The following is a 20296-nucleotide window of genomic DNA, read 5'->3' on the forward strand; positions in this document are numbered from 1 at the left end:
GGGCCGATCACAGCGTCGCCTTGTGGCGGATGATGACCTTGGTGCCGACCGGCACACGGTCGTAGAGGTCGGCGATGTCGCCATTGGCGAGGCGGAAGCAGCCGGAGGAGATCGCCTGGCCGATCGTCTCCGGCTGGTTCGTGCCGTGGATGCGGAAGACGGTCGAGCCTAGATAGAGCGCGCGCGCGCCCATCGGGTTACCCGGACCGCCGGCCATGAAGCGCGGCAGATAGGGCTGGCGTTGCAGCATCTCCGGCGGCGGGCGCCAGTCAGGCCATTCCGCCTTGCGACTGACCTTGACCTGGCCGGACCAGGTAAAGCCCTCGCGCCCGACGCCGATGCCGTAGCGCAGGGCGCGGCCGTTGCCCTGTACCACATAGAGGAAGCGCTCGGCCGAATGAATCACCACTGTGCCCGGCGCCTCGTTCGAGCGGAACAGCACCATCTGGCGAGCATAGGGCCCCTCGGTGATGCTGACTTCCTCGGTCGAGACGCGGCCCGGCTCGTCGCCGATATCCATCGTCTCCTTGATTTCCGCCGGCGGTCGCGGCTGCGCGGACGCGGCTCCCGACAAGGTGAGAAGTAGCGCCAGGCCGAAACCGGACATGACCAGGCCGCGCAGAGCGGCGCGGGTGATGATGCTCATCTCATCGCCTCCGCTCAGCTGCATCGGCTGTAGATGAAGGTGCCGTAGCGGGTGCTCACATCGGGGTCGACGAAGCGCGCCACGATCTCCTTCGGCTTTACCGACAGCAATTCGCGATCCTGCGGATCGCCGGCCGGAGCCTCGAAGCCGAGATAGGTCTTGCCGCCGGGCCCCGCCTTTAGCCTGAGCTCGTAGAGCTTGGGATCATCCGCGACATGCATCATCACCCCGTCGCCAGGGCCCTTTGCAATCACATAGGGTTGCTTGCACTGGCTTCGCGCCTCGGCTTCGGTGCGCTTGCGATCCTTGTCGGCGTGGAAGGAGGCGACGCCCCAGCGCCCGATCAGGGCATCGCGCGTAATGCCGGTCGGGGCCGGCGCGCTTGCCGCGTCGCTGCTCGCGGTGGGCAACAGGCTCTCGCCGCCGCAGCCTGCGAGAACAAGAGGCAGAAGGACGCCGCAAGCCAGGATGGCGAGGGTTGGACGCTGCGCGCTAAGCGGCTCGACAGGGGTCCGTATCATCTTTCCTCCAGGAGAATGGCGTGATCCGTAAAGCCTCAGAGCGATAGAGACAGAGAGGTCAATTGCTGGCCGGGCACAACCGCCCCGGCGCCGGAGCGGCAACCCTGAACGACCGACGACTAGCTCGTCAATGGGGCGCCTGGATCGCGTTGGCGGTCGCCGCGGCGGCGGGATGGGAGGAGGCTTCGCCGCCGCGCACGGTCACAGCGTGCGACGAAGCAGGGCGCCGCGAAGGCAAGCAGACGCAGTGTCGGGCGTCCAGGCATGGTTCCCTCGGCAAGGCACGTCCGAACTTGGCTTGGTCTCCGCCGTCCAAATGACAAAATAGCGGATGCCCTATTTGCCCCTGGACCAATTGCCGACGTCCCAGAGCTCACTATCCCACGGGTTCATCGAAACCCCGGCGAGCGACTTTGCCGCGCCCGAGATATTGCCGCGATGCACGAGCGGGATGACGGCATAAGACTGCACCAGCATGTCGTTCATCTTACGAGCGAGATCGGCGCGCGCCGCAATCCCGTCGGTCTTCCGCAGGGTCTGGGACAAGGCATCGTAGTCCTGCGCGCAGTAGCGCGGCATGTTGCTGCCCTGCCATTGCGTGGCCGGGGACGGGATCGCCGCACAGGTCCACTTGTTCAGGTAGGATTCCTGATCGAGCCCTTTCGAGTTGTCGGTATACATCTCGATATCGGCGTAGAACTTCTGCCTGGTGTCCGGATTGCCGGCATCGCCGCCGAAGAAGACCGATGCACTGACATTGCGAAGATCGACGGCGACGCCGAGGGCCTTCCAGTACTCCTTCAGCATGGCCTGGGTATCCTGCCGAACCCCGCTGGTCGAGGTCAGGAAGGACAGCCTCAGCTTCTGCCCGTCCTTCTCACGGAAGCCGTCAGCGCCAAGCTTCCAGCCGGCCTCGTCCAGCAGGGCTTTGGCCGCCGCGACATTCGGCTTCAGGCAGCCGTCATTGGCGTTCGAGACATATTGGGCGGGTGCCGGCACGACATTGCAGGTCGACTTGCCCTGGTCGCCATAGAGAACCTCCGCGATCTCCGCCCGATCGATGGCGAGGGACAGCGCCTTGCGCACGCGGATATCGCTCAGGATCTTGTTCGGGCCGCCCGCAACAGTCGAGCGCTTGTCGCCCAGATCCGACGACGGATCGGTCAGGTTCAGGAACAGGTATTCGACCATCGAGCCGAAAGCCGTTACCGGCCTTGCCTTGCCCGTGGAGGCCAGCTTCGCCATGACGTCGGGCGCCAGCATCAAGTTCCAGGCATAATCGGTTTCGCCTGTCTCGAAGACGGCCCGCGCTGCGGACATCGGGTCGCCGCCGCCCTTAATCGTCACACCCGAGAAATGCGGCTTGTCGGCTTCGCGATAGGCCGGGTTCATCGCGTAGACGACGACGTCGTTCGGCTTGAAGTCCTTGACCTTGTAGGGGCCGGTGCCAATCGGCGCGAAGTTCTGCGCGGTGCAGGAGGCGATCTTGGCGCCCATACAGTCCTTGAACTGGGCTTCCTGCAGCACCGGCGTCGTCGAGCTAACGAACGGTACATAAGGGTAGGGCGTCGGCTGCGCGAACCGGATCTCAACGGTCAGATCGTCCTTGGCCAGGATGTCCTTGATGCCGTCGAAGGCGTTCGAGGCGGCGCAGCCCGCTCCCGGCGCGGTACAATATTTCCAGGTGAAGACGACATCCTTTGCCGTGAAGGCGCTGCCATCGGCCCATTTGACGCCGTGGCGCAGCTTCCAGGTTATCATCGTCGTGTCGGCCGCGATGCCGCCGTTTTCTTTCGTCGGAATCTCTGCCGCCAGCAGCGGCACCAGCGTGCCCTGCGGATCGAAGCGTGCGAGCGGCTCGACGATGAGCGCCGCCGCATCGACCTCCTTGCCGATCCCGGACAGGTAGGGATTCAGCGTCGAAGCGGCCTGCCAGTAGAGGATCTTGAGATCCCCATCCGAGCCTCGTTCGGCATGGGCAGCGAAGGGCAGCAGCGCAAGTGCGGCCGCGGTCAGGAACTTGGCCGTGCTCATCCTGTCTTCTCCTGTCGCTGTCCCGGCTCGCTTGGCAAAGCTTCCGGAAGGGATACGTTGATTGTTGTAACATGCTGTGCAAGATGCCTGAATTGAGTCAATATGTAATAAAGAATACAAGAATGGCTGCACCGCCCCTTTTCGACAGGATCCGCAGCGAAGCCCGATCGACGGCTGAGCGAAAGGTCGCCTCGATCCTGCTCGAAGGCTATCCGACGCGCGCGCTCGCGACGGTCGAGGTGTTGGCGAAGCAGGCCTCGGTCAGCGCGCCGACCGTGCTGCGCTTCCTCGCCAAGATCGGCTTCTCGCGCTTCGCCGATTTCCAGGCGGCGGCCATCGCCGATGTCGAGCGCCAGCTCGGTTCGCCCTTGAACAACATTCGCGCCGAAGCGTCTGGAGAGCCGCCGGAGCATGTCTACCAGCGCACCTTGCTGATGCAGGCGGAGGCGCTGCAGGTCGCGGCCGCCCAAGCCATGCCGGCGGAATTCGACGCGATCGTCGACCTGCTGGTCCCTCCGCGGGCGACGATCAAGCTATTGGGCGGGCGCTATAGCCAGAATCTCGCACAGCGCCTGGCGACACAGCTCGGCCAGTTGCGGCCAGGCGTCGCTTTCACCCCGCTGATGCTGGGCTTTGCCTATGACGCGCTCGTCGATGCGGGGCCGCAGGACGTCTTCGTGATCTTCGACTATCGCCGCTACCAGAGCGAGCTTCTGACCTTCGCGCGCGAGGCGCGCCGGAGCGGCGCCCGCATCTGCCTGTTCACCGACATCTGGCGTTCGCCGATCGCGGAATATGCCGACGCGGTGCTGACCTCACCCGACGCCTCGACCTCGCCTTTCGGCTCGCGCGTCGTCGCTACCGCCCAGATCGAGGCAATCGTCGCCGCCGTCAGCCAGCGCTGCCGCGACTGGAGCCGCGACCGGCTCGCCCGGATCGAGGAGCTGCGCAAGCTCGGCACGGCAGAGCCGTCCGTCAAGGAAAGCTGACCCTCCATGCATGCCAATCCGCCGATCGTGCTGAATCCGCATGGTCGCTTGCCCGGGTTGATCGCGGTCGATCACGCCGGGCGTTCGATTCCGCCCGGGCTCGGCGATCTCGGGCTCGCGTCCGCCTGGCGAGAAAGCCACTATTTCTGCGATCTCGGCGTGGCGGAGCTCGCGCATGATCTCGCCTCCCGTATCGACGTGCCGATCGTGCTCTGTGATGTCAGCCGCCTCGTCATCGACGTGAACCGTTGGGTCGACGACCCCCGCTCGATCCCTGTGGCGCTGGAAGGCACCCCGATCGCGCTCAATAAAGCGTTGTCGGCCGCCGAGCGGGAAGCCCGGCAAGACGCAGTCTTCTGGCCCTATCACCGGCTCCTAGGAGAGATCTGGGCGCGTCAAACCGCGCGTCATTCCCGACCGTTCTTCTTCGCGCTTCACAGCTGCACCCGCGTTTTCGACGGCCAGCACCGTCCCTGGGACGGCGGCACGATCTGGCATGACGACGACACCCTGTCGCGCCATCTGCTCGGCCATCTCGGCACGGAGAAAGGCCTCGTGCTGGGCGACAACCAACCCTATTCCGGGCGCAGCGGCGTCTACACGGTCGATTGGCACAGCTATGGCACGGGCCTGCCGGCCTGCGGCTTCGAGGTGACCAACGATCTCCTGGAGACCGGGCCGGACCGGGCCCGCTGGGCCAGCCGCCTCGCTGGCGCCTTGACGGCCGCCATCGACCGGGAAGTCGCCGCATGACCCCTTTTTCAGCCGAGCCACCCTATGCGCTGACCGCCGTCGCCGCCCCGGAGACCGGGCGCCTCGCCGGCACACGGGAGGTCGACATCCTGCTGGTCGGAGGCGGCTATGGCGGCCTGCTGACCGCGATCGAACTGGCAGAGGCCGGCGCGCGCGTCGCGGTGATCGAGGCGCGCGGCATCGGCGCCGGTGGCTCCGGCCGCAATCACGGCCAATGCATCCCGGTCTTCCGCTATCTCGACCCCGCGATCCTGCCGAAGAAGGGCGTCGATCTCCTTGCCGAAGCCGGAGCACGGGTCTTCGACCGGATCGCACGGCACGGCCTGCGCTGCGAGGCGATCCAGAAGGGCACGCTCAGCGCGGCCTATAATGACCGGACCCTGGCCGCGACGCGGGCAGCACAGGCGAAATACGCTGGCTACGGCAAAACCGACCGCTATCTGGATGCCGACGAGATCGCCGCGCTCACCGGCACCCGCGCCTTCCTGGGTGGTTGGGTCCATCGCGAAGGGGGACATGTCAATCCGCTCGGCTATGCACGCGAACTGGCGCGGCTCGCACTATCGCTCGGGGTCGAAATCTTCACCGACAGCCCGATGACCGGATTCTCGCGCGACGGCGGCCGCTGGTGCATCCGCACGCCCGAGGGTGAAATCCGCGCCAGGGCCGTCGGCCTGACGACCGACGCCTATTCGACGGCGGCGATCCCCGGCGCGGTGACACAGGGCTTCTTCCCGCTGACGAGCTACGCCGTCGCGAGCCGCCCGCTGACGGCCGAGGAGCGCGCCGGCGTCATGCCCTCGGGCATGAATTTCGGCGACACCCATCATGATCCGATGTTCTTCCGGATCGATGCCTCCGGAAGGATCATCACCGGCGGCTTGCAGGAGCCCGGCCGCGGCAGCCGCTTCGACTACACGGCGGGCTTCATGACCCGCCGGCTGGCGCGGATCTGGCCGGTTCTCGCGGGGCTGGACTGGGACTTCATGTGGACAGGCGCCATCAGCATGGCGCTTGATCAGACACCCTCGATCCAGCGGCTCGACGACGGGCTCTGGGCGCTTTCGGGCTGGTCCGGTCGCGGGGTTCCGACCTCGGCAGCTTTGTCCGTCGCCTTCGCCCGGACCTTGGAGAACCCTGCCGCGGGGCTCGACTGGTGGCCCCAGCGGCAGCCGCCGCGGGTCGTCGCCGGCGCGTTGCTGGGGCGGATGGTGCAGCTCTGCCGCGGCCCGTTCAACCAGCTGCGGGACCGGATCGAGGGCTGAACGTCCTCTTTGTGGCCGCCTTGCTCAGCGGGTGCGTGCTCGCGGATCCATCGCGTCGCGCAGGCCGTCGCCGATATAGTTGACCGACAGCACCGTCAGCGAAATCGCGACGCCGGGCAGGATCACCCGCATCGGATAGAGCTGGATCTGGTCGACCGCATCGTAGAGCAGCCGCCCCCAGGTCGGGAAATCCGGTGGGAAGCCGAGCCCGAGGAAGGAGAGCGAGCTTTCGGTGATGATCGCGCTGGCGATCCCGAGCGTCGCCGAAACCAGGATCGGCGACAGCACGTTGGGCAGGATGTGGCGCAGGATCATCTTGCCGTCGCGCGTGCCCACCGACCGAGCGGCCAGGACGAATTCGCGTTCCTTCAGGGTGAGGACCTCGCCGCGGACGAGGCGCGCGGTATGCATCCAGCTCGTTCCCCCGATGGCGGCGACGATCAGCAGGAATATCCCGGTCTCGGCGCCGAGCGATTGCGACAGCGGCTCGCGGAACAACATCGACATGACGAGGAGCAGGGGCAGCAACGGAAGCGCGAGGAAGAGGTCGGTCAGCCGCATCAGGATACCGTCGAGCCCGCGCAGGAAGCCTGCACAAACGCCCACCAGCGTCCCCAGCACCAGCGAGAGCCCCATCGCGGTGAAGCCGACCGTCAGCGAGACCCGTCCGCCCGCGATCAGTCGCGCCAGCATATCGCGCCCGAGATGGTCGGTGCCGAGCGGATGATCCAGCGACGGCCCCCTGTTGCGCAGCCGCATGGAAATGGCGGTCGGGTCGAGATGCCAGAGCCAGGGGCCGGCGATGACAGCCAGCAGGATCGCGCCGAGGATCACCGCGCCAATCATCGCGCCGCGATGCTTGCGGAACCGGCGCCAGACATCGCGCGCATGGCTCGAGCGCTGGCGGGGCGCGATCGCAACAGCCTCAGTCATAGCGGATCCTCGGATCGAGAATGCCGTACAGGATGTCGGCCATCAGGTTGAACAGCACGATCAGCACCGCGAAGATGAAGGTCAGGGTCTGGACCATCGGCACGTCGTTGGCCTGGATCGACGAGATCAGCAGCTCGCCGATCCCGTTCACCTTGAAGACCTGCTCGGTGATGATGGCGCCGCCGAAGATGTGGGGCACGCCCATCGCGATCACGGTCACGACCGGAATCATCGAGTTGCGCAGCACATGGACCAGCACCACCACCCCCTCGCTCAGCCCGTTGGCGCGAGCGGTGCGGACATAGTCCTGCCGCAGGTTATCGAGCATCGAGGCTCGCATGAACCGGCTGATCTGGCTGGCATTGTAGAGGGCGAGCACCATCACTGGCAGAACCATCTGGCGGATCTGCGCCAGGAAGCTGTCCCAGCTCGTCACCCTCAGCGTCGTGTCGTAGAGCGAGGGAAACCAGCCGAGCCCGACCGAGAAGACCACGATCAACAGCACGCCGGTGAAGAAGGTCGGCACCGAGAAGCCGATCATCGAGAGGAAGGTGCCGATCTGGTCGAACCAGCTATGCTGGCGATAGGCCGACAGGATGCCGATCGGCAACGCGATGGCGGTGCCCACGACATAGGCGAGCCCGACGACCCAGAGCGTCTGCGGCAGCCTCTGCGCGATGATGTCGGCCACCGGCGCGCGTGACTGCCATGACATGACGCGCTGGCTCTCGCCTGCCAGGTTCAGCCCCAACAGCGTGTCGAGGACATGCAGCGGCTCGACCCAGAAGAACTGCTTGAGCCACAGGAGATAGCGGACCAGCAGGGGATCGCCGAGACCGAGCGAGGCGCGCATCTTCTCCTTCACCTCGGGCGGGATCGTCAGCGGCAGCTGCGCCATCGGGTCGCCGGGCGCGAGGCCGAGCAGCAGGAAGATGACAAGGCTGATCAGCAGCAGCGTGGGGATCGCCACCAAGAGTCGGCGCAGCGTGTAATGGAGCATCTGGAGGCCCTAGTCGCGCGCGACGGAATGCCGGCGCGGGCGCCCGCCGACAGCGCGGCCTATGAGGTCCTGATCCATCCTGATGGCACCTGTCTCGATCGCCGGATTATGTAAAATAGATTGCAAACATGCGATTAGACAGTCAATATGTAACAAACAATACTTTTTTGGAGAAAGCCCCGCCTCTCGCCGGACATTGGTTCTCGGCTGCGGGGCTGCCTCCAGGCCGATGGGATGGCCGGGCCCAGGCCCGGGAGGTTCGATGCTCGATACGCCCCATGCTCCGCAGGTTTCCGGCACGCGGCCGCTCGTTTCGATCGCCGGGCTGCGGGTCGAGTTCGAGACCCATTCCGGCCCCGTCACCGGCGTGCGCAACGTCAGCTTCGACATCGCCCCCGGCGAATGCGTCTGCGTCGTCGGCGAATCCGGCTCCGGCAAATCGGTCTCGGCGCTCTCGCTGATGCGGCTCGTCGAATTCGGCGGCGGCCGGATCGCGGAAGGGGAACTGCGTTTCCAGCAGACCGACGGGCGTGTCATCGATCTCGTTCAGGCCGATCGGGCCACGATGCGCGTGATCCGTGGCGGCCAGATTGGCATGGTCTTCCAGGAGCCGATGACGGCGCTGAACCCGGTCTTCACGATCGAGCGCCAGCTCACCGAGGTGATCCTGACCCATCGGCGCCTTCCCCCGGCTGCAGCGCGCGCCCGTGCGCTCGACCTGCTGACACAGATGCAGATCAGCGAACCCGAGCGCCGCCTGAAGCAATACCCGCATGAGCTGTCCGGCGGCATGCGCCAGCGCGTCGTCATCGCGATGGCGATGGCCTGCGAACCGCGCCTGCTGATCTGCGACGAGCCGACAACGGCGCTCGACGTCACGATCCAGGCCGAGATCCTCGCCCTGATCGACAAGCTGAAGCGCGAGACGGGAACGGCCGTGTTGTTCATCACTCACGACATGGCCGTGGTCGCGCAGATGGCCGACCGGGTCGTGGTGATGTATCGCGGCGACAAGGTCGATGAAGGCCCGGTGGAGGCGATCTTCTCCGCCCCTCGACACCCCTATACGCGTGCGCTGCTCGCCGCCGTGCCCAGGCTGGGCGAGATGCGCGGCACCACCCTCCCCGCCCCGATGCGTGGCATCGCGACCGGCGACGGGCTCACACCGGCGGCGGCAGCGCCGATCATGGTACCGCCGCGAACGGAGGCCGGGCCGCTGCTCGAGGTGCGCCATCTGTGCACCCGCTTCCCGGTCAGGAAAGGGCTGCTGCGCCGCACGATCGCCAATGTCCATGCGGTCGAGGATGTCAGCTTCACCATCAACTCCGGCGAGACGCTCGGCCTGGTCGGCGAATCCGGCTGCGGTAAGTCGACCTGCGGTCGCTCGATCCTACGGCTCACCGAGCCGCTGTCGGGTGAAGTGAAGCTGGACGGGCAGGACGTGCTGGCTCAATCAACGCAGGGAATGCATGCCCTGCGTCGCAAGATGCAGATGATCTTCCAGGACCCCTATGCCAGCCTCAATCCGCGGATGCGCCTGTTCGATCAAGTGGCCGAGCCGCTGCGCAATTACGGCCTGCTGTCGGGACAGGCCCTGCACCGGCGCGTGGCGGAGCTGTTCGACCGCGTCCGCCTGCCGGCCGGTTTCATCGATCTGTATCCGCACGAATTGTCGGGCGGCCAGCGCCAGCGCATCGCCATCGCCCGTGCGCTGGCGCTTGAGCCGAAGCTGATCGTCGCCGACGAGGCCGTATCCGCGCTCGACGTCTCGGTGCAGGCACAGGTGCTGAACCTGCTGATGGAGCTGCAGGCGGACTTAGGGATCGCGTGCCTGTTCATCAGCCATGACATGTCGGTCGTCGAACGGGTCAGCCATCGGGTCGCGGTGATGTATTTGGGCCGAATCGTCGAGATCGGTCCGCGCGCCGCAATCTTCGAGAACCCACAGCACCCTTATACGCGGGCGCTTCTCGCCGCGGTCCCGATCGCCGATCCGGCAAGGCGGTCGGCGCACGGCACGACTGGTCACCCGGCGCTACCCTCCCCGATCCACCCCACCGGCTATGTTCCCGCGCCGTCGCTCTACAAGGAAGTCGCGTGCGGTCACCTGGTGCTCAAAATGCTGACCGATGCATCCGAAGCTCATTCCGATCCGGTTGCGGCGTAGCCCGCGGTCGTGACGCCCCTGCTAGTCGAGACGGGGCGTGCGGCGACTACGGCCTGGCTCGTGCCCTTTCCCGCCGAAATGCCGTTCATAGGACGACGCGAGTACCGTCTTGCCCGGTCCCGGAATGCTGGCGACCCGTGCGGCCAAAGTGACATTGATCGATCCGAAGACCAGGATCGCCGGGCGCCGATCCTCTCATCAGCCTTCGGCATCCATCCGATGAAGCTTCTCGACCCTGCGGCGGAAATCCTCGTCGGTCGAGAATTCCGCAGCGAGATAGGAGGAGATCAGGTCGCTGGCGAGCCAGGGACCGACGATCTTCGCGCCGATGCACATCACGTTGACGTCGTCGTGCTCGACGCTCTGATGGGCGGAGTGAATGTCGTGGCAGACGGCGGCGCGGATGCCCTTCATCTTGTTGGCGGCGATCGAGGCCCCGACGCCGGTGCCGCAGACCATGATGCCGCGCTCGGCCTCGCCGGAGGTGACCTTGCGGGCAACTTCTCGGGCGATGTCGGGAAAGTCGACGGGCTGATCGTCATGGGAGCCGACATCGATGACCTCGTGCCCCAGTGATTTGATGTGGTCGATGACGTGCTGCTTGAGGGACCAGCCGGCATGGTCGGAGCCGATGACGAGGCGCATGGGTTTTCCTATGTGCAATTGGAACGAGGGGCCGGCGCCCTTGGCGAGCGCCGGCTTTGGATGGGATCAGCCGCGCATCTCCGCGGGCAGTTCGGTGCCGTGGAACTTCTTGTAGATCGCGTTGAGCTTGCCGTTCTTGAGGTTCTGCTCGACCCAGGCGTTGAGCTTCTCAAGCAGCTTCGGCTCACCCTTCTTCACGCCGATGGCGAGGTCGAAATTGGTGATCGTGACCTTCGGCTCGAACGGGCGCGACGGTGCCTTGACGCCGATCTGGGAGACGATGGTGGCCGAGGTGGCGACGCAGTCGGCCTGGCCGGAAACCGCGGCCGTGACCATGGTCGCATCATCCTCGTAGCGGGCGAGCTTGAGATCGCGCTCCTTCATGTTGGTCAGCGTCGTGTCCTGCGTGGTGCCGCGCGAGACGGCGATCGTCTTGCCCTTCAGATCGTCCCAGCTCTTCGCCTCGACCGATTTCAGGCAGCCCACGACCGATTGCAGCGCGGCGTAGGGCTTGGAAAAGTCGATGACCTTGGCGCGATCCGGCGTAACCGACAGCGTCGAGATGATGATGTCGGCCTTGTTGGTCTGGACGTTGGGGATGCGGGTCGCGCCAGTCGTCTGGATGAATTCGAGCTGCAGGCCCCAGTCCTTGGCGAGGAGTTCGGCGGTCTCGACGTCCGAGCCGGTCGGTTTCATGGCGCTGTCGATCATGCCCGATGGCGGGATCGCGAGATCGGTCGCGATGCGGATCTTGCCGGCCTTCGTGATGTCGTCGAGCATGTCGGCGCGAACTGCCTGGCTGGCGCAGGCAAGGGCTGTCGTGCCGAGCAGAGCGAGCGTGAACAAGCGTTTCATCCTTGGGTCTCCTTCCCGTTTTGGTTGTTAGAGCCCGGTTCCGACGAACTGGGCGAGTTCCGGCGTGGCCGGAGCTGACAGGATCGAGGCACTGCCGGCCTCGTGGACCCTGCCTGCATGCATGAACACCACCTGATCGGCGATGCCCCGAGCGAACCCCATCTCATGGGTGACCATGACCATGGTCATGCCGTCGGCGGCGAGTTGCTCGATGACCTTGAGGACTTCGCCGGTCAGCTCCGGATCGAGCGCCGAGGTGACCTCGTCGAACAGCATCACCTTGGGCTGCATGGCGAGCGAGCGGGCGATCGCCGCGCGCTGCTGCTGGCCGCCGGAGAGCTGCTCGGGATAGGCGTCGAGCTTCTCGGACAGGCCGACCCTGGCCAGCATCGCCTTCGCGAGCTCCCGCGCTTCGGCCTTGCGCATGCCCTTCACCGAGACCGGCGCCAGCGTGATGTTCTGCTCGATGGTGAGATGGGGAAACAGGTTGTAGCTCTGGAAGACGATGCCGACGTCCTGACGCAGGGCGCGCAGGTCGATATCGGCAGCGTCGACGCGGTGGTCGCAGACCAGGATCTCGCCGGAATCGATCTTCTCGAAGCGGTCGATGCAGCGCAGCGCCGTGCTCTTGCCGGAGCCCGAGCGACCGATCAGCACCAGCACCTCGCCGCGCTCGACTGTGAAGCTGACGCCGTCCAGCACCTTGAGCGCGCCGAAGCTCTTATGGACCTTGTCGAGGACGACGATGGGGCGTTCGACGATGAGGCGTTCCTGGCTCATGGCTATGGGTCTCGTCAGGCCGGCATCAGCTTCGCGCGGCCGACGCCCATGCGGCGTTCGAGACGCCGGCTGAGGAGCGAGATCGGGAAGCAGAGCGCGAAGTAGATCAGGGCGATGATCGCGTAGATCAGGAAGGGTTCGAACAGCGAGTTGTTGATGATCTGGCCGGAGCGGGCGAGCTCGACGAAACCGACGACCGAGGCGAGCGAGGTGTTCTTGATGATCTGCACCATGAAACCGACGGTCGGGGGCGTAGCGATGCGCATGGCCTGGGGCAGGATGACCTTCAGCATGCGCTGGGTACGGCTCAGGCCCAGCCCTTCGGCCGCCTCCCATTGCGGGCGCGGCACGGCCTGGATGCAGCCGCGCCAGATCTCGCCGAAATAGGCGCCGACATAGATCGTCAGCGAGGCCCCGGCCGCCCAAAGCGGCGTGATCGCGAAGCCGAGCGCCGAGAGGCCGAAATAGCCGAGGAACATGATCACCAGAAGCGGCGTGCCTTGGACGAGCTGCACATAGGCGCCGCTGATCAGCCGCACGGCCTTGCTCGGCGAGACGCGGGCGAGCGCGATCAGGAAGCCGACGATCCCGCCACCGATGAGCGCGATCGCCGACAAGCCGATCGTCCAGAGCGCGCCCTGACCGAGGAAAAGGAGATGGTTCGCGTTGAGGGAGCCGCCCATGATCGACCTCTAGAGCGGCGTGCCGAGGCGCCGGCGGCGCGGGAAGAGGATCTGTCCCAGCCCCCAGAAGGCGGCTCGCAGGACGAGCGAGAGCGCGATATAGGCGAGCGCGACCAGGATATAGGTCTCGAAGGCGCGGTAGGTATCCGACTGGACGTAGTTGGCGACCGCGGTCAGCTCCTCGGCGGAGATCTGCGAGGTGACCGACGAAGCCAGCATCAGCAGCACGAACTGGCTGGTCAGCGACGGATAGACCTTCTCGATCGCCGGCAACAGGATGACGTGCCAGTAAATCTGGAAGCGCGAGAGAGCGAGACCCTCCGCCGCCTCGATCTGGCTGGGCGGAATCGACTCGAAACCCGCCCGCATGATCTCGGCGGTATAGGCGCCGACATTGATGGCGAGCGCCGCCGCAGCCACTGAGAAGGCCGAGAATTTGAAGCCGATGCTGGCGAGGCCGAAATAGACCAGGAAGATCTGAACGAGCAGCGGCGTGTTGCGGATCGTCTCGACATAACCGGCGCAAAGCCCGGCGGCGATGCGGTTACTGCTGCCGCGGCCGACGGCGCAGAGCGTACCGATCGCTCCCCCGACCACGATCGCCATGAAGGCGAGCTGCAGCGTCATCACCGCGCCGTCGAGGAAGAGCGGCCAGCGCTCCAGAACGACGGAGAAGTCGAGGTTGAGCCCCATCGCCGCCGTCAGGCCCGGTTCGTCATGCGATCATAGACGCGAAAGAGCGCCTGATTGCCGTTCCCGCCCTCGCCATGGGCGCGCGCCTCGATGTACTGGCTGGTGACCAGCGCCGTACCTGGAAGCGGCACCGAGAGCGCCTGCGCCTGCTCCTGCACGAGCCGAAGGTCCTTGAGCATCAGGTCGATGCGGAAGCCCGCCCCGGCATCGCCGGCGATCATCGCCGGGCCGAGCTTGTCGAGCATCCAGGAGGCGGCCGAGCCGCCGAGCAGCACGGCGCGCATCTGCTCCAGATCGACGCCGGAGGCGCGGCCGAGCGCAATCGCCTCGCAGACCGCCTGGATGTTGATGCCGCAGATCAGCTGGTTGCAGAGCTTGACCGCCTGGCCGGCGCCCGGCGCGCCGACATGGGTGATGGTCGTGCCCATGCCGCGGAAGAAGGGCTCCGCCCTGGCGAAGGCGCCGGCCTCGCCGCCGGCCATGATCGTCAACGTCGCGTTCCTGGCGCCGATCGGACCGCCCGAAACCGGCGCGTCGATGAAGTCACTACCAACGGCCTTGAGATCGGCATGCATCCGGCGGACCGCAACCGGCGAGATCGTGCTCATGTCGACGATCAGCCGCCCGCGCGGCGGTGCGGCCAGGAGCCCGCCGTCGCCGTAGATCACATCCTCGACTTGGGGCGTGTCCGGCAGCATCGTGATCGCGATATCGGCAGCCGCCGCGGCCTCGGCCGGGCTCGTCGCCGGCGTCGCTCCCTCCGCCGCCAGTGCTGCCACCGCGTCCTCGATGATGTCGAAGACGGTGACCTGATGCCCGGCCTTGAGGAGGTTGCGCACCATCTCGCGGCCCATCGTGCCGAGGCCGATGAAGCCGACGCTGCCCTTTTCGTTTCCTGCCATCTTCCGCTCTCTCGGCATTGTCTGGTGAAGCAGAGGCGTCAGGCGCCCTGTGCGTTGCGCATGTCGGGGCGGTCGCCTTCGCCGGTAACGGCGCGGCGCCGGTATTCGTCGCCGATCGCAAAATGGCGCCGAAGCGTCACCTCGGCGCGATCGGGATCGCGCGCGACGACGGTGTCGAAGACGCGCTTGTGGTCGTCGATCAGATAGCTCTTCATCGAGCTGAACTGCTGGACGAGCTCGCGGCGGCTGCGATGCGAGCGCGCGAGCAGCGTCGACATCGATTCATGCAGGACCGACAGCGTCGGCGAATGCGATGCAAGCACGATGGCGCGGTGAAAGTCGAAGTCGGCCGCACCGCCCGCATCGGCGTCGTCGATCGTCTCACCGATGCGGACAAGTGCCCGCTGCAGCCGCTCGAAATCGGCGATCGTGGCGCGCTCGCAGGCCAGGCGCACGGCTTGGCACTCGATCGCGATGCGCGCTTCCATCACATCGTCGATGAGGTCGGCCTGCTGGGCGAGCGCGAGCGTGAAGAAGTCTTTCAGCATCGAAGCGTCCGGCCGCTTCACGATGGTGCCGACGCGTTCGCGGATCTCGACGATGCCGAGCATGTGAAGCGCCCGCAGAGCCTCGCGCACGATCGGTCGGCTTACCCCGAGCTGAGCGGCCAGTTCGCGTTCGGCCATGAGCCGCTCGCCCTGCTTCAGCGTGCCGTCGAGCAGCCGCTCCCGCAGATAAGCGAAGACACGCTCGAACCCCGACGCACTGTCGGCATCTTGAGCTTCCATCCCTGAAACCATTCTTCTTCGTTCTGGTAAGACCAGTACGATGACCAGAAGAATGAGTCAACGCCATGACGTTGACGGCGAGGCTGCCCTGCGCCCGGGAGATGCGCGCCAGCTTCGGTTCAACAAAAAAGTCTGGTCCGCGCGATCCGTTTGCGCCTCCTGGGTCGTCCTTGGTGCGCCCATCCACAAGGGAGACACACCGATGACCATGGAACCCGTCGTTCTCATCAATCTGCTGAAGGTCGATCCCGGCAAACAGGCTGCCTTGATCGCCCTGCTGAAACGCAACATCGAAACCGTCGTCAGCACACTCGACGGCTGGCGGGCGAGCCGGCTGATCGCCGCCAGGGACGGTTCCGGCGTCGTGATCTATTCGGAATGGGATACGCCCGCCGCCGTGGAGGCGATGCGGGCCGACGCCCGGATGAGGGCCTATTTCCCGCAGATCCTCGAACTGGCGACATTCGACTCCACTCTGGGCGCAACCGTCTTCAGCGACGCGCGATGACGGCCAAGCCCCCGGCCAGAGGATCGCGGACAATCGTCCCGGCTCGCGCTACCGTTCCCGCGCGGCCGCGGACAAGCGACCGGGCGAACCGATAGGTCCCGAGAGATGGACGCGAAGGATTTCGAGGAGCGCCTGCGCGCGTTCAGGCCAAGGCTGCACCGCTATTGCGCGCGCATGGTGGGCTCGTCCGTGGATGGCGAGGACGTCCTTCAGGACGCTCTCGTCAAAGCGCTTCGCGCACAGGCGGAAGGCACCGTGGTGGAGGATCCAGAAGCCTGGCTGCTCCGTATCGCCCATCGCACCAGCCTGGATTTCCTGCGCCAGCGCTCCCGCAGCAGGGTCGTTCCGCTCACCGAGAACCTGGAAGAGGTGCCGATGCCGGAAGCCGACATCGTGACGGTCGGCTTCCAGACCTTCCTGCAGCTACCCGAATTGCAGCGCTGCGCCGTGATCCTCAAGGACGTGCTGGGACATTCGGTCGAGGAGATCGCCGCCATCGCGGAGTGCACGCCGGCGGCGGCCAAATCGGCGCTCCAGCGCGGGCGCGCTGCACTGCGACAGCTGGCCCGGCAGCCCGAGGACACGCGGCTGCCTCTGATGTCCGACGCCGATCGGCAGAAGATGACCAGCTATGTCCAGCTGTTCCAGAGCGGCGATTTCGATGCCATTCGCGCCATGCTCGCCGAGGAAGTGAAGCTCGATCTGGTGAACCGGCTCAAGCTGGAGGGGCGTGAAAACATCGGTCGCTACTTCACCCGCTATGCCGAGGAGACGCGGTGGCGCTTCTCCTTCGGCGCGGTGGAAGGACGCCCGGCTATGCTGGTCTTCGACACGGAAGGCTCGCCGGAGAGGCCCGCGCATTTCGTGCTTCTCGGTTGGCGCGACGACCGGATCACTACGATCCGCGATTTCCTGTTCTCGCCTTATGTGGTCGAGGCAGCCGACTGGGCGCGGCTGGGCTGAACCGTCACCACGAAAGCCCGATGCCCCCGAGGATGCGCCTCGCCACGGTACGCAGGGCACGTGGATCGGCATAACCGACCGCGCGGGCGATCTGATGAGGCGGATGGCCGTCCGAGGCCAGCGCCAGGGCCCGGACGACGCGCAGCCGCGCCCGCCAGTCGCCGAAGCTGAGGCCGGTTTCGCTGCGGAAGCCACGGGTCAACGTGCGCCGGCTCGCTCCGACGCGCTGCGCCCAGCCATCGAGGTCGATCGCTGAGCCGGGATCTTTCAACAGAGCGTCGCAGACGCGCCGCAAGCGCGGATCGCGCGGTAACGGCAAGGTCAGGGAGGTTTCCGGCGCCCGCGCGATCTCGTCGAGGATGAGCGCCGCGAGATGGCCGCCGCGACCGCCTTCGTCATAGAGCATCGGCTCGGCCGCCAGCGCCGCGAGCGTCGCGGCCAGGAGCGGCGTCACCTCGAGCACGCGGCAGCCCGTCGGCAGGACGCCGACCGCCTCCGGCGTGACATAGGCCGAGCACATCATCACCTTGCCATGCATCCTGACCTCATGGGACAGCCGCGGCGGGATCCAGAGCGCGTGTTGCGCCGGCAAAATCCAGGTGCCGTCCTCGGCTGTCACCAGCGTCAAACCGGAGGTGGCGTAAAGGAGCTGGGCCCGCGGGTGGCTGTGCCAGCCGGTGCTCATCCCGCCTTCATAGGATTTCGGCATCACCGCAACGGCGCGCGGAACCGTCTGATAGGCATCGCTCTCGCCGCGCATCACATGGTCCTTTGGCCCGATCACGCCACAGAACGGCCCGACGCGTGCATCGGGTCAAGATAGAAAATGCGCTCCTGACTGTGAGCACCACCATGTCCCCAGAGACCCTGTCCAAGCGAACCCTGCGCTTCGTCAACGCCGCCCATGCGCTCGATCACTTCGTGCTGCTGATCTATCCGACCGCCGTACTCGCCATCGCAGCGCAGACCGGCCTGAGCTATGCCGAGCTGATCGGGCTCGCGACCGGCGCCTTCGTCGCCTTCGGCCTGTGCTCCCTGCCGATGGGCTGGCTTTCGGACCGTTTCGGACGGCGCAACATGCTTGCGGTCTTCTTCATCGGCTATGGCCTGTCCTGCCTCGGCGTCGCCAGCGCGAGCCAGCCCGCAGCCTTCGCCGCCTGGCTCCTGGTGCTCGGCGTTGCCTCCGCGATCTATCATCCGGTCGGCTCGACGATGCTGGTCAACCATGCCAGCCAGCTCGGGCGCGATCTCGGCGTCAACGCGGTCTGGGGTAATCTCGGCGCGGCTTCGGCGGCCGGCGTCACCGCACTCATCGCCGCGACTCTCGGCTGGCGCGCCGCCTTCATACTGCCGGGGCTCGTCTGCCTCGCGCTCGGCGTCGCCTTCGTGATGCTGGTTCCCGGCGACGGTGAACCGCATGCGAACCGCGCGGGCAAGGCGGAGCTCATCCCGTTGAGCCGCCCCGTCGCCCTCCTGATCGTCTTCGCCGTCGCCATCATCGCCGGCGGCATGACCTTCAACCTGACGACCATCGCCTTGCCGAAGATCCTCGACGAGCGGCTGGGCCTCGACCTGCCGCTGGCGCTGACCGGCTCGCTGGCGACATTGGTCTTCATCTTCGGCGCCGGGGCGCAATGGCTGATGGGACGGCTCGTCGATCGCTATACGCTGCCAGCCCTGTTCGTCGGCCTCGCGCTGCTGCAGCCGATCGGCCTCGCCATCGCCGCCGTGACGCAGGGCATCCCGCTGCTGCTCGGCCTCACCCTGACGATGACCGCGATCTATGGCCAGGTCGTCGTCAACGATGCGATGGTCGCCCGCTACGTGCCGGCCCAGCACCGCGCCAAGGCGTTCAGCGTGCGCTATTTCCTCGGCTTCACGGTCAGCGGCTTCGTGGTGCCGATGCTGGCGGTCCTCTATGCGCAGGGCGGCTTCGGGCTGGTCCTGGGCGCAGCCGCCGTCTTCGGCCTGATCGTCTGGTGCGCTTCGGTCGCCTTCTACTATCTGGCGCAGGGCTCACGCACGGAGGTACCGACTCCAGCCGAATAGCGTCCGGCGAAACAAGCAGGGCGGGCTTTCCGTCGCCGCCCCTTCCCCCCTGCGCACCTTCTTCTAGGATCGCGGCGCGAGGTGGCTTTCCGCCTCGCGCCAGCCTCCAGCCGCAGAAGGTCCGTCATGACGCGCCACCATTTCCAGCCGACGCAATATTCGAACGTCATCGGCACCCTGCCCGCCGTGATCGAGATCGCCAGCGGTGACAGCGTCGTGACGACCACGCTCGACGCAGCCGGCACCGATCATGACGGCGCGCAGAAGGCACCGCGCGGCAATCCGATGACCGGTCCGTTCTTCGTGACCGGGGCGGAACCGGGCGATGCGCTTCTGGTGACGATCGAGCGGATGACGCCGAACCGCGACACCGGCTGGACCTATTCGCCGCTGGCGCCCGGCGTGCTCGACCCCGCGACCCTGGCCGATCTGCCGAAGCGCGAGCGCTATGAATGGACGATCGACGCCAAGGCCGGCACCGTGAAGCTGCTGGATCCCTCCCCGCGCATCCGCGACTGGAGCTTCCCGCTCAAGCCGATGCTCGGCTGCTTCGGCGTCGCGCCCGAGCGCGGCCAGTCGATCTCGACGGCGACAAGCGGCGCCCATGGCGGCAACATGGACTACCGGCTGTTCGGCCCCGGCGCGACCATCGCCTTCCCGGTCCATGCGCCGGGCGGCCTGTTCTTCCTCGGCGACGGCCATGCCTGCCAGGGCGATGGCGAGATCGCCGGCACCGGCGTCGAGACCTCGTTCGAGGTCGAGTTCCGGGTCGAGTTGCGCAAGCAGCAGAAGCTGCTCTGGCCGCGCTGCGAGACAGAGACCGACCTGCTCGTCATCGCCGCCGGACGCCCGCTCGACCAGCCCCTGCAATTCGCCACCACCGAGATGCTGCGCTGGATCGGCGAGGACCTCGGCGTCGATGCCGTCGAGGCCAGTCATCTGCTCGGGCAGGCCGTGCGCTACGACGTCGCCAACGTCTTCAACCCGGCCTATTGCGTCGCCTGCCGGCTGGAGAAGAACGAGATCACGCGCGGCATGTCGCTGCGCGGCAAGCTCTGATCTGAAGCAACCGCAACCGGGAGATCCGGCCCCGCTCCTGCCTTGATCGGGCGGAGTCCGCTA

At 66.3% G+C, this 20296-nt stretch carries 21 protein-coding genes; 8 read left to right on the top strand and 13 right to left on the bottom strand.

The window, feature by feature from the left end:
- Positions 1-7: 7 nt before the first annotated feature.
- From CE453_RS25780 to CE453_RS25790, 3 genes are all read right to left on the bottom strand, one after another.
- Positions 8-646, bottom strand: coding sequence for a L,D-transpeptidase (locus CE453_RS25780; RefSeq protein ID WP_248307884.1), 639 nt, complete (start codon positions 644-646; stop codon positions 8-10).
- 14 nt (positions 647-660) lie between these two features.
- Positions 661-1167, bottom strand: coding sequence for a hypothetical protein (locus CE453_RS25785; RefSeq protein ID WP_089177189.1), 507 nt, complete (start codon positions 1165-1167; stop codon positions 661-663).
- 336 nt (positions 1168-1503) lie between these two features.
- The gene (locus CE453_RS25790) at positions 1504-3201 is read right to left on the bottom strand and encodes a peptide ABC transporter substrate-binding protein (protein ID WP_089177190.1); all 1698 of its coding nucleotides are present in this window, start codon (positions 3199-3201) and stop codon (positions 1504-1506) included.
- A gap of 122 nt (positions 3202-3323) precedes the next feature.
- Here CE453_RS25790 and CE453_RS25795 point away from each other — a divergent pair, with 122 nt between their 5' ends.
- From CE453_RS25795 to CE453_RS25805, 3 genes are read left to right on the top strand one after another with little or no spacing between them, the layout of a single operon-like run.
- Positions 3324-4190: a MurR/RpiR family transcriptional regulator gene (locus tag CE453_RS25795; RefSeq protein ID WP_089177191.1), complete on the top strand. Its 867-nt coding sequence runs from the start codon at positions 3324-3326 to the stop codon at positions 4188-4190.
- A gap of 6 nt (positions 4191-4196) precedes the next feature.
- Positions 4197-4943: an N-formylglutamate amidohydrolase gene (locus CE453_RS25800; protein ID WP_089177192.1), complete on the top strand. Its 747-nt coding sequence runs from the start codon at positions 4197-4199 to the stop codon at positions 4941-4943.
- Positions 4940-6208, top strand: coding sequence for an NAD(P)/FAD-dependent oxidoreductase (locus tag CE453_RS25805; RefSeq protein WP_089177193.1), 1269 nt, complete (start codon positions 4940-4942; stop codon positions 6206-6208). Before CE453_RS25800 ends, CE453_RS25805 begins: the two co-directional genes overlap by 4 nt.
- A 24-nt stretch (positions 6209-6232) precedes the next feature.
- On the opposite strand, the gene CE453_RS25810 is transcribed toward CE453_RS25805, so the two are convergent.
- Together CE453_RS25810 and CE453_RS25815 are read right to left on the bottom strand one after the other, a co-directional pair.
- Positions 6233-7141 carry an ABC transporter permease gene (locus tag CE453_RS25810; RefSeq protein ID WP_089177194.1) on the bottom strand — a complete coding sequence of 303 codons (909 nt, stop codon included), beginning with the start codon at positions 7139-7141 and terminating at the stop codon, positions 6233-6235.
- Positions 7134-8141 (bottom strand): ABC transporter permease, encoded by a 1008-nt coding sequence (locus CE453_RS25815; protein ID WP_089177195.1) that lies wholly within the window; start codon positions 8139-8141, stop codon positions 7134-7136. The genes CE453_RS25810 and CE453_RS25815 overlap by 8 nt, the downstream gene beginning before the upstream one ends.
- Before the next feature lie 262 nt (positions 8142-8403).
- Between CE453_RS25815 and CE453_RS25820 the strand changes: the two genes are divergently transcribed.
- Positions 8404-10308, top strand: coding sequence for an ABC transporter ATP-binding protein (locus tag CE453_RS25820; RefSeq protein WP_089177196.1), 1905 nt, complete (start codon positions 8404-8406; stop codon positions 10306-10308).
- A gap of 198 nt (positions 10309-10506) precedes the next feature.
- Here the strand turns inward: CE453_RS25820 and rpiB are convergent, their stop codons facing one another.
- From rpiB to CE453_RS25855, 7 genes are all read right to left on the bottom strand, one after another.
- The gene (gene rpiB / locus CE453_RS25825) at positions 10507-10953 is read right to left on the bottom strand and encodes a ribose 5-phosphate isomerase B (RefSeq protein WP_089177197.1); all 447 of its coding nucleotides are present in this window, start codon (positions 10951-10953) and stop codon (positions 10507-10509) included.
- 66 nt (positions 10954-11019) lie between these two features.
- A complete protein-coding gene (locus CE453_RS25830; RefSeq protein WP_089177198.1) occupies positions 11020-11808 on the bottom strand; it encodes a transporter substrate-binding domain-containing protein in 789 nt (262 codons plus the stop codon).
- 27 nt (positions 11809-11835) lie between these two features.
- Positions 11836-12588 carry an amino acid ABC transporter ATP-binding protein gene (locus CE453_RS25835; RefSeq protein ID WP_089177199.1) on the bottom strand — a complete coding sequence of 251 codons (753 nt, stop codon included), beginning with the start codon at positions 12586-12588 and terminating at the stop codon, positions 11836-11838.
- Positions 12589-12602: 14 nt separating this feature from the next.
- Positions 12603-13271 carry an amino acid ABC transporter permease gene (locus tag CE453_RS25840; RefSeq protein WP_089177200.1) on the bottom strand — a complete coding sequence of 223 codons (669 nt, stop codon included), beginning with the start codon at positions 13269-13271 and terminating at the stop codon, positions 12603-12605.
- Positions 13272-13280: 9 nt separating this feature from the next.
- Positions 13281-13964, bottom strand: coding sequence for an amino acid ABC transporter permease (locus tag CE453_RS25845; RefSeq protein WP_089177201.1), 684 nt, complete (start codon positions 13962-13964; stop codon positions 13281-13283).
- Between the two features lie 8 nt (positions 13965-13972).
- Positions 13973-14866: an NAD(P)-dependent oxidoreductase gene (locus CE453_RS25850; RefSeq protein ID WP_089177202.1), complete on the bottom strand. Its 894-nt coding sequence runs from the start codon at positions 14864-14866 to the stop codon at positions 13973-13975.
- A 38-nt stretch (positions 14867-14904) separates the two neighbouring features.
- Positions 14905-15654 carry a FadR/GntR family transcriptional regulator gene (locus tag CE453_RS25855; protein WP_089177203.1) on the bottom strand — a complete coding sequence of 250 codons (750 nt, stop codon included), beginning with the start codon at positions 15652-15654 and terminating at the stop codon, positions 14905-14907.
- A gap of 202 nt (positions 15655-15856) precedes the next feature.
- On the opposite strand from CE453_RS25855, the gene CE453_RS25860 reads away from it, so the two are divergent.
- On the top strand, positions 15857-16162 hold the full coding sequence (locus CE453_RS25860) for an antibiotic biosynthesis monooxygenase family protein (RefSeq protein WP_157733196.1): 306 nt from the start codon (positions 15857-15859) through the stop codon (positions 16160-16162).
- A 105-nt stretch (positions 16163-16267) separates the two neighbouring features.
- The gene (locus CE453_RS25865) at positions 16268-17125 is read left to right on the top strand and encodes a sigma-70 family RNA polymerase sigma factor (protein WP_089177205.1); all 858 of its coding nucleotides are present in this window, start codon (positions 16268-16270) and stop codon (positions 17123-17125) included.
- A gap of 4 nt (positions 17126-17129) precedes the next feature.
- Here CE453_RS25865 and CE453_RS25870 read toward each other — a convergent pair whose 3' ends face one another.
- Positions 17130-17885, bottom strand: coding sequence for an AraC family transcriptional regulator (locus tag CE453_RS25870; protein WP_089177206.1), 756 nt, complete (start codon positions 17883-17885; stop codon positions 17130-17132).
- A 92-nt stretch (positions 17886-17977) separates the two neighbouring features.
- Here CE453_RS25870 and CE453_RS25875 point away from each other — a divergent pair, with 92 nt between their 5' ends.
- Together CE453_RS25875 and CE453_RS25880 are read left to right on the top strand one after the other, a co-directional pair.
- The gene (locus CE453_RS25875; RefSeq protein ID WP_089177207.1) at positions 17978-19174 is read left to right on the top strand and encodes an MFS transporter; all 1197 of its coding nucleotides are present in this window, start codon (positions 17978-17980) and stop codon (positions 19172-19174) included.
- A gap of 126 nt (positions 19175-19300) precedes the next feature.
- Positions 19301-20233: an acetamidase/formamidase family protein gene (locus tag CE453_RS25880; protein WP_089177208.1), complete on the top strand. Its 933-nt coding sequence runs from the start codon at positions 19301-19303 to the stop codon at positions 20231-20233.
- The last annotated feature ends 63 nt before the right edge of the window (positions 20234-20296 follow it).

The organism is Bosea sp. AS-1 (genome assembly GCF_002220095.1).
Taxonomy (GTDB): Bacteria; Pseudomonadota; Alphaproteobacteria; order Rhizobiales; family Beijerinckiaceae; genus Allobosea.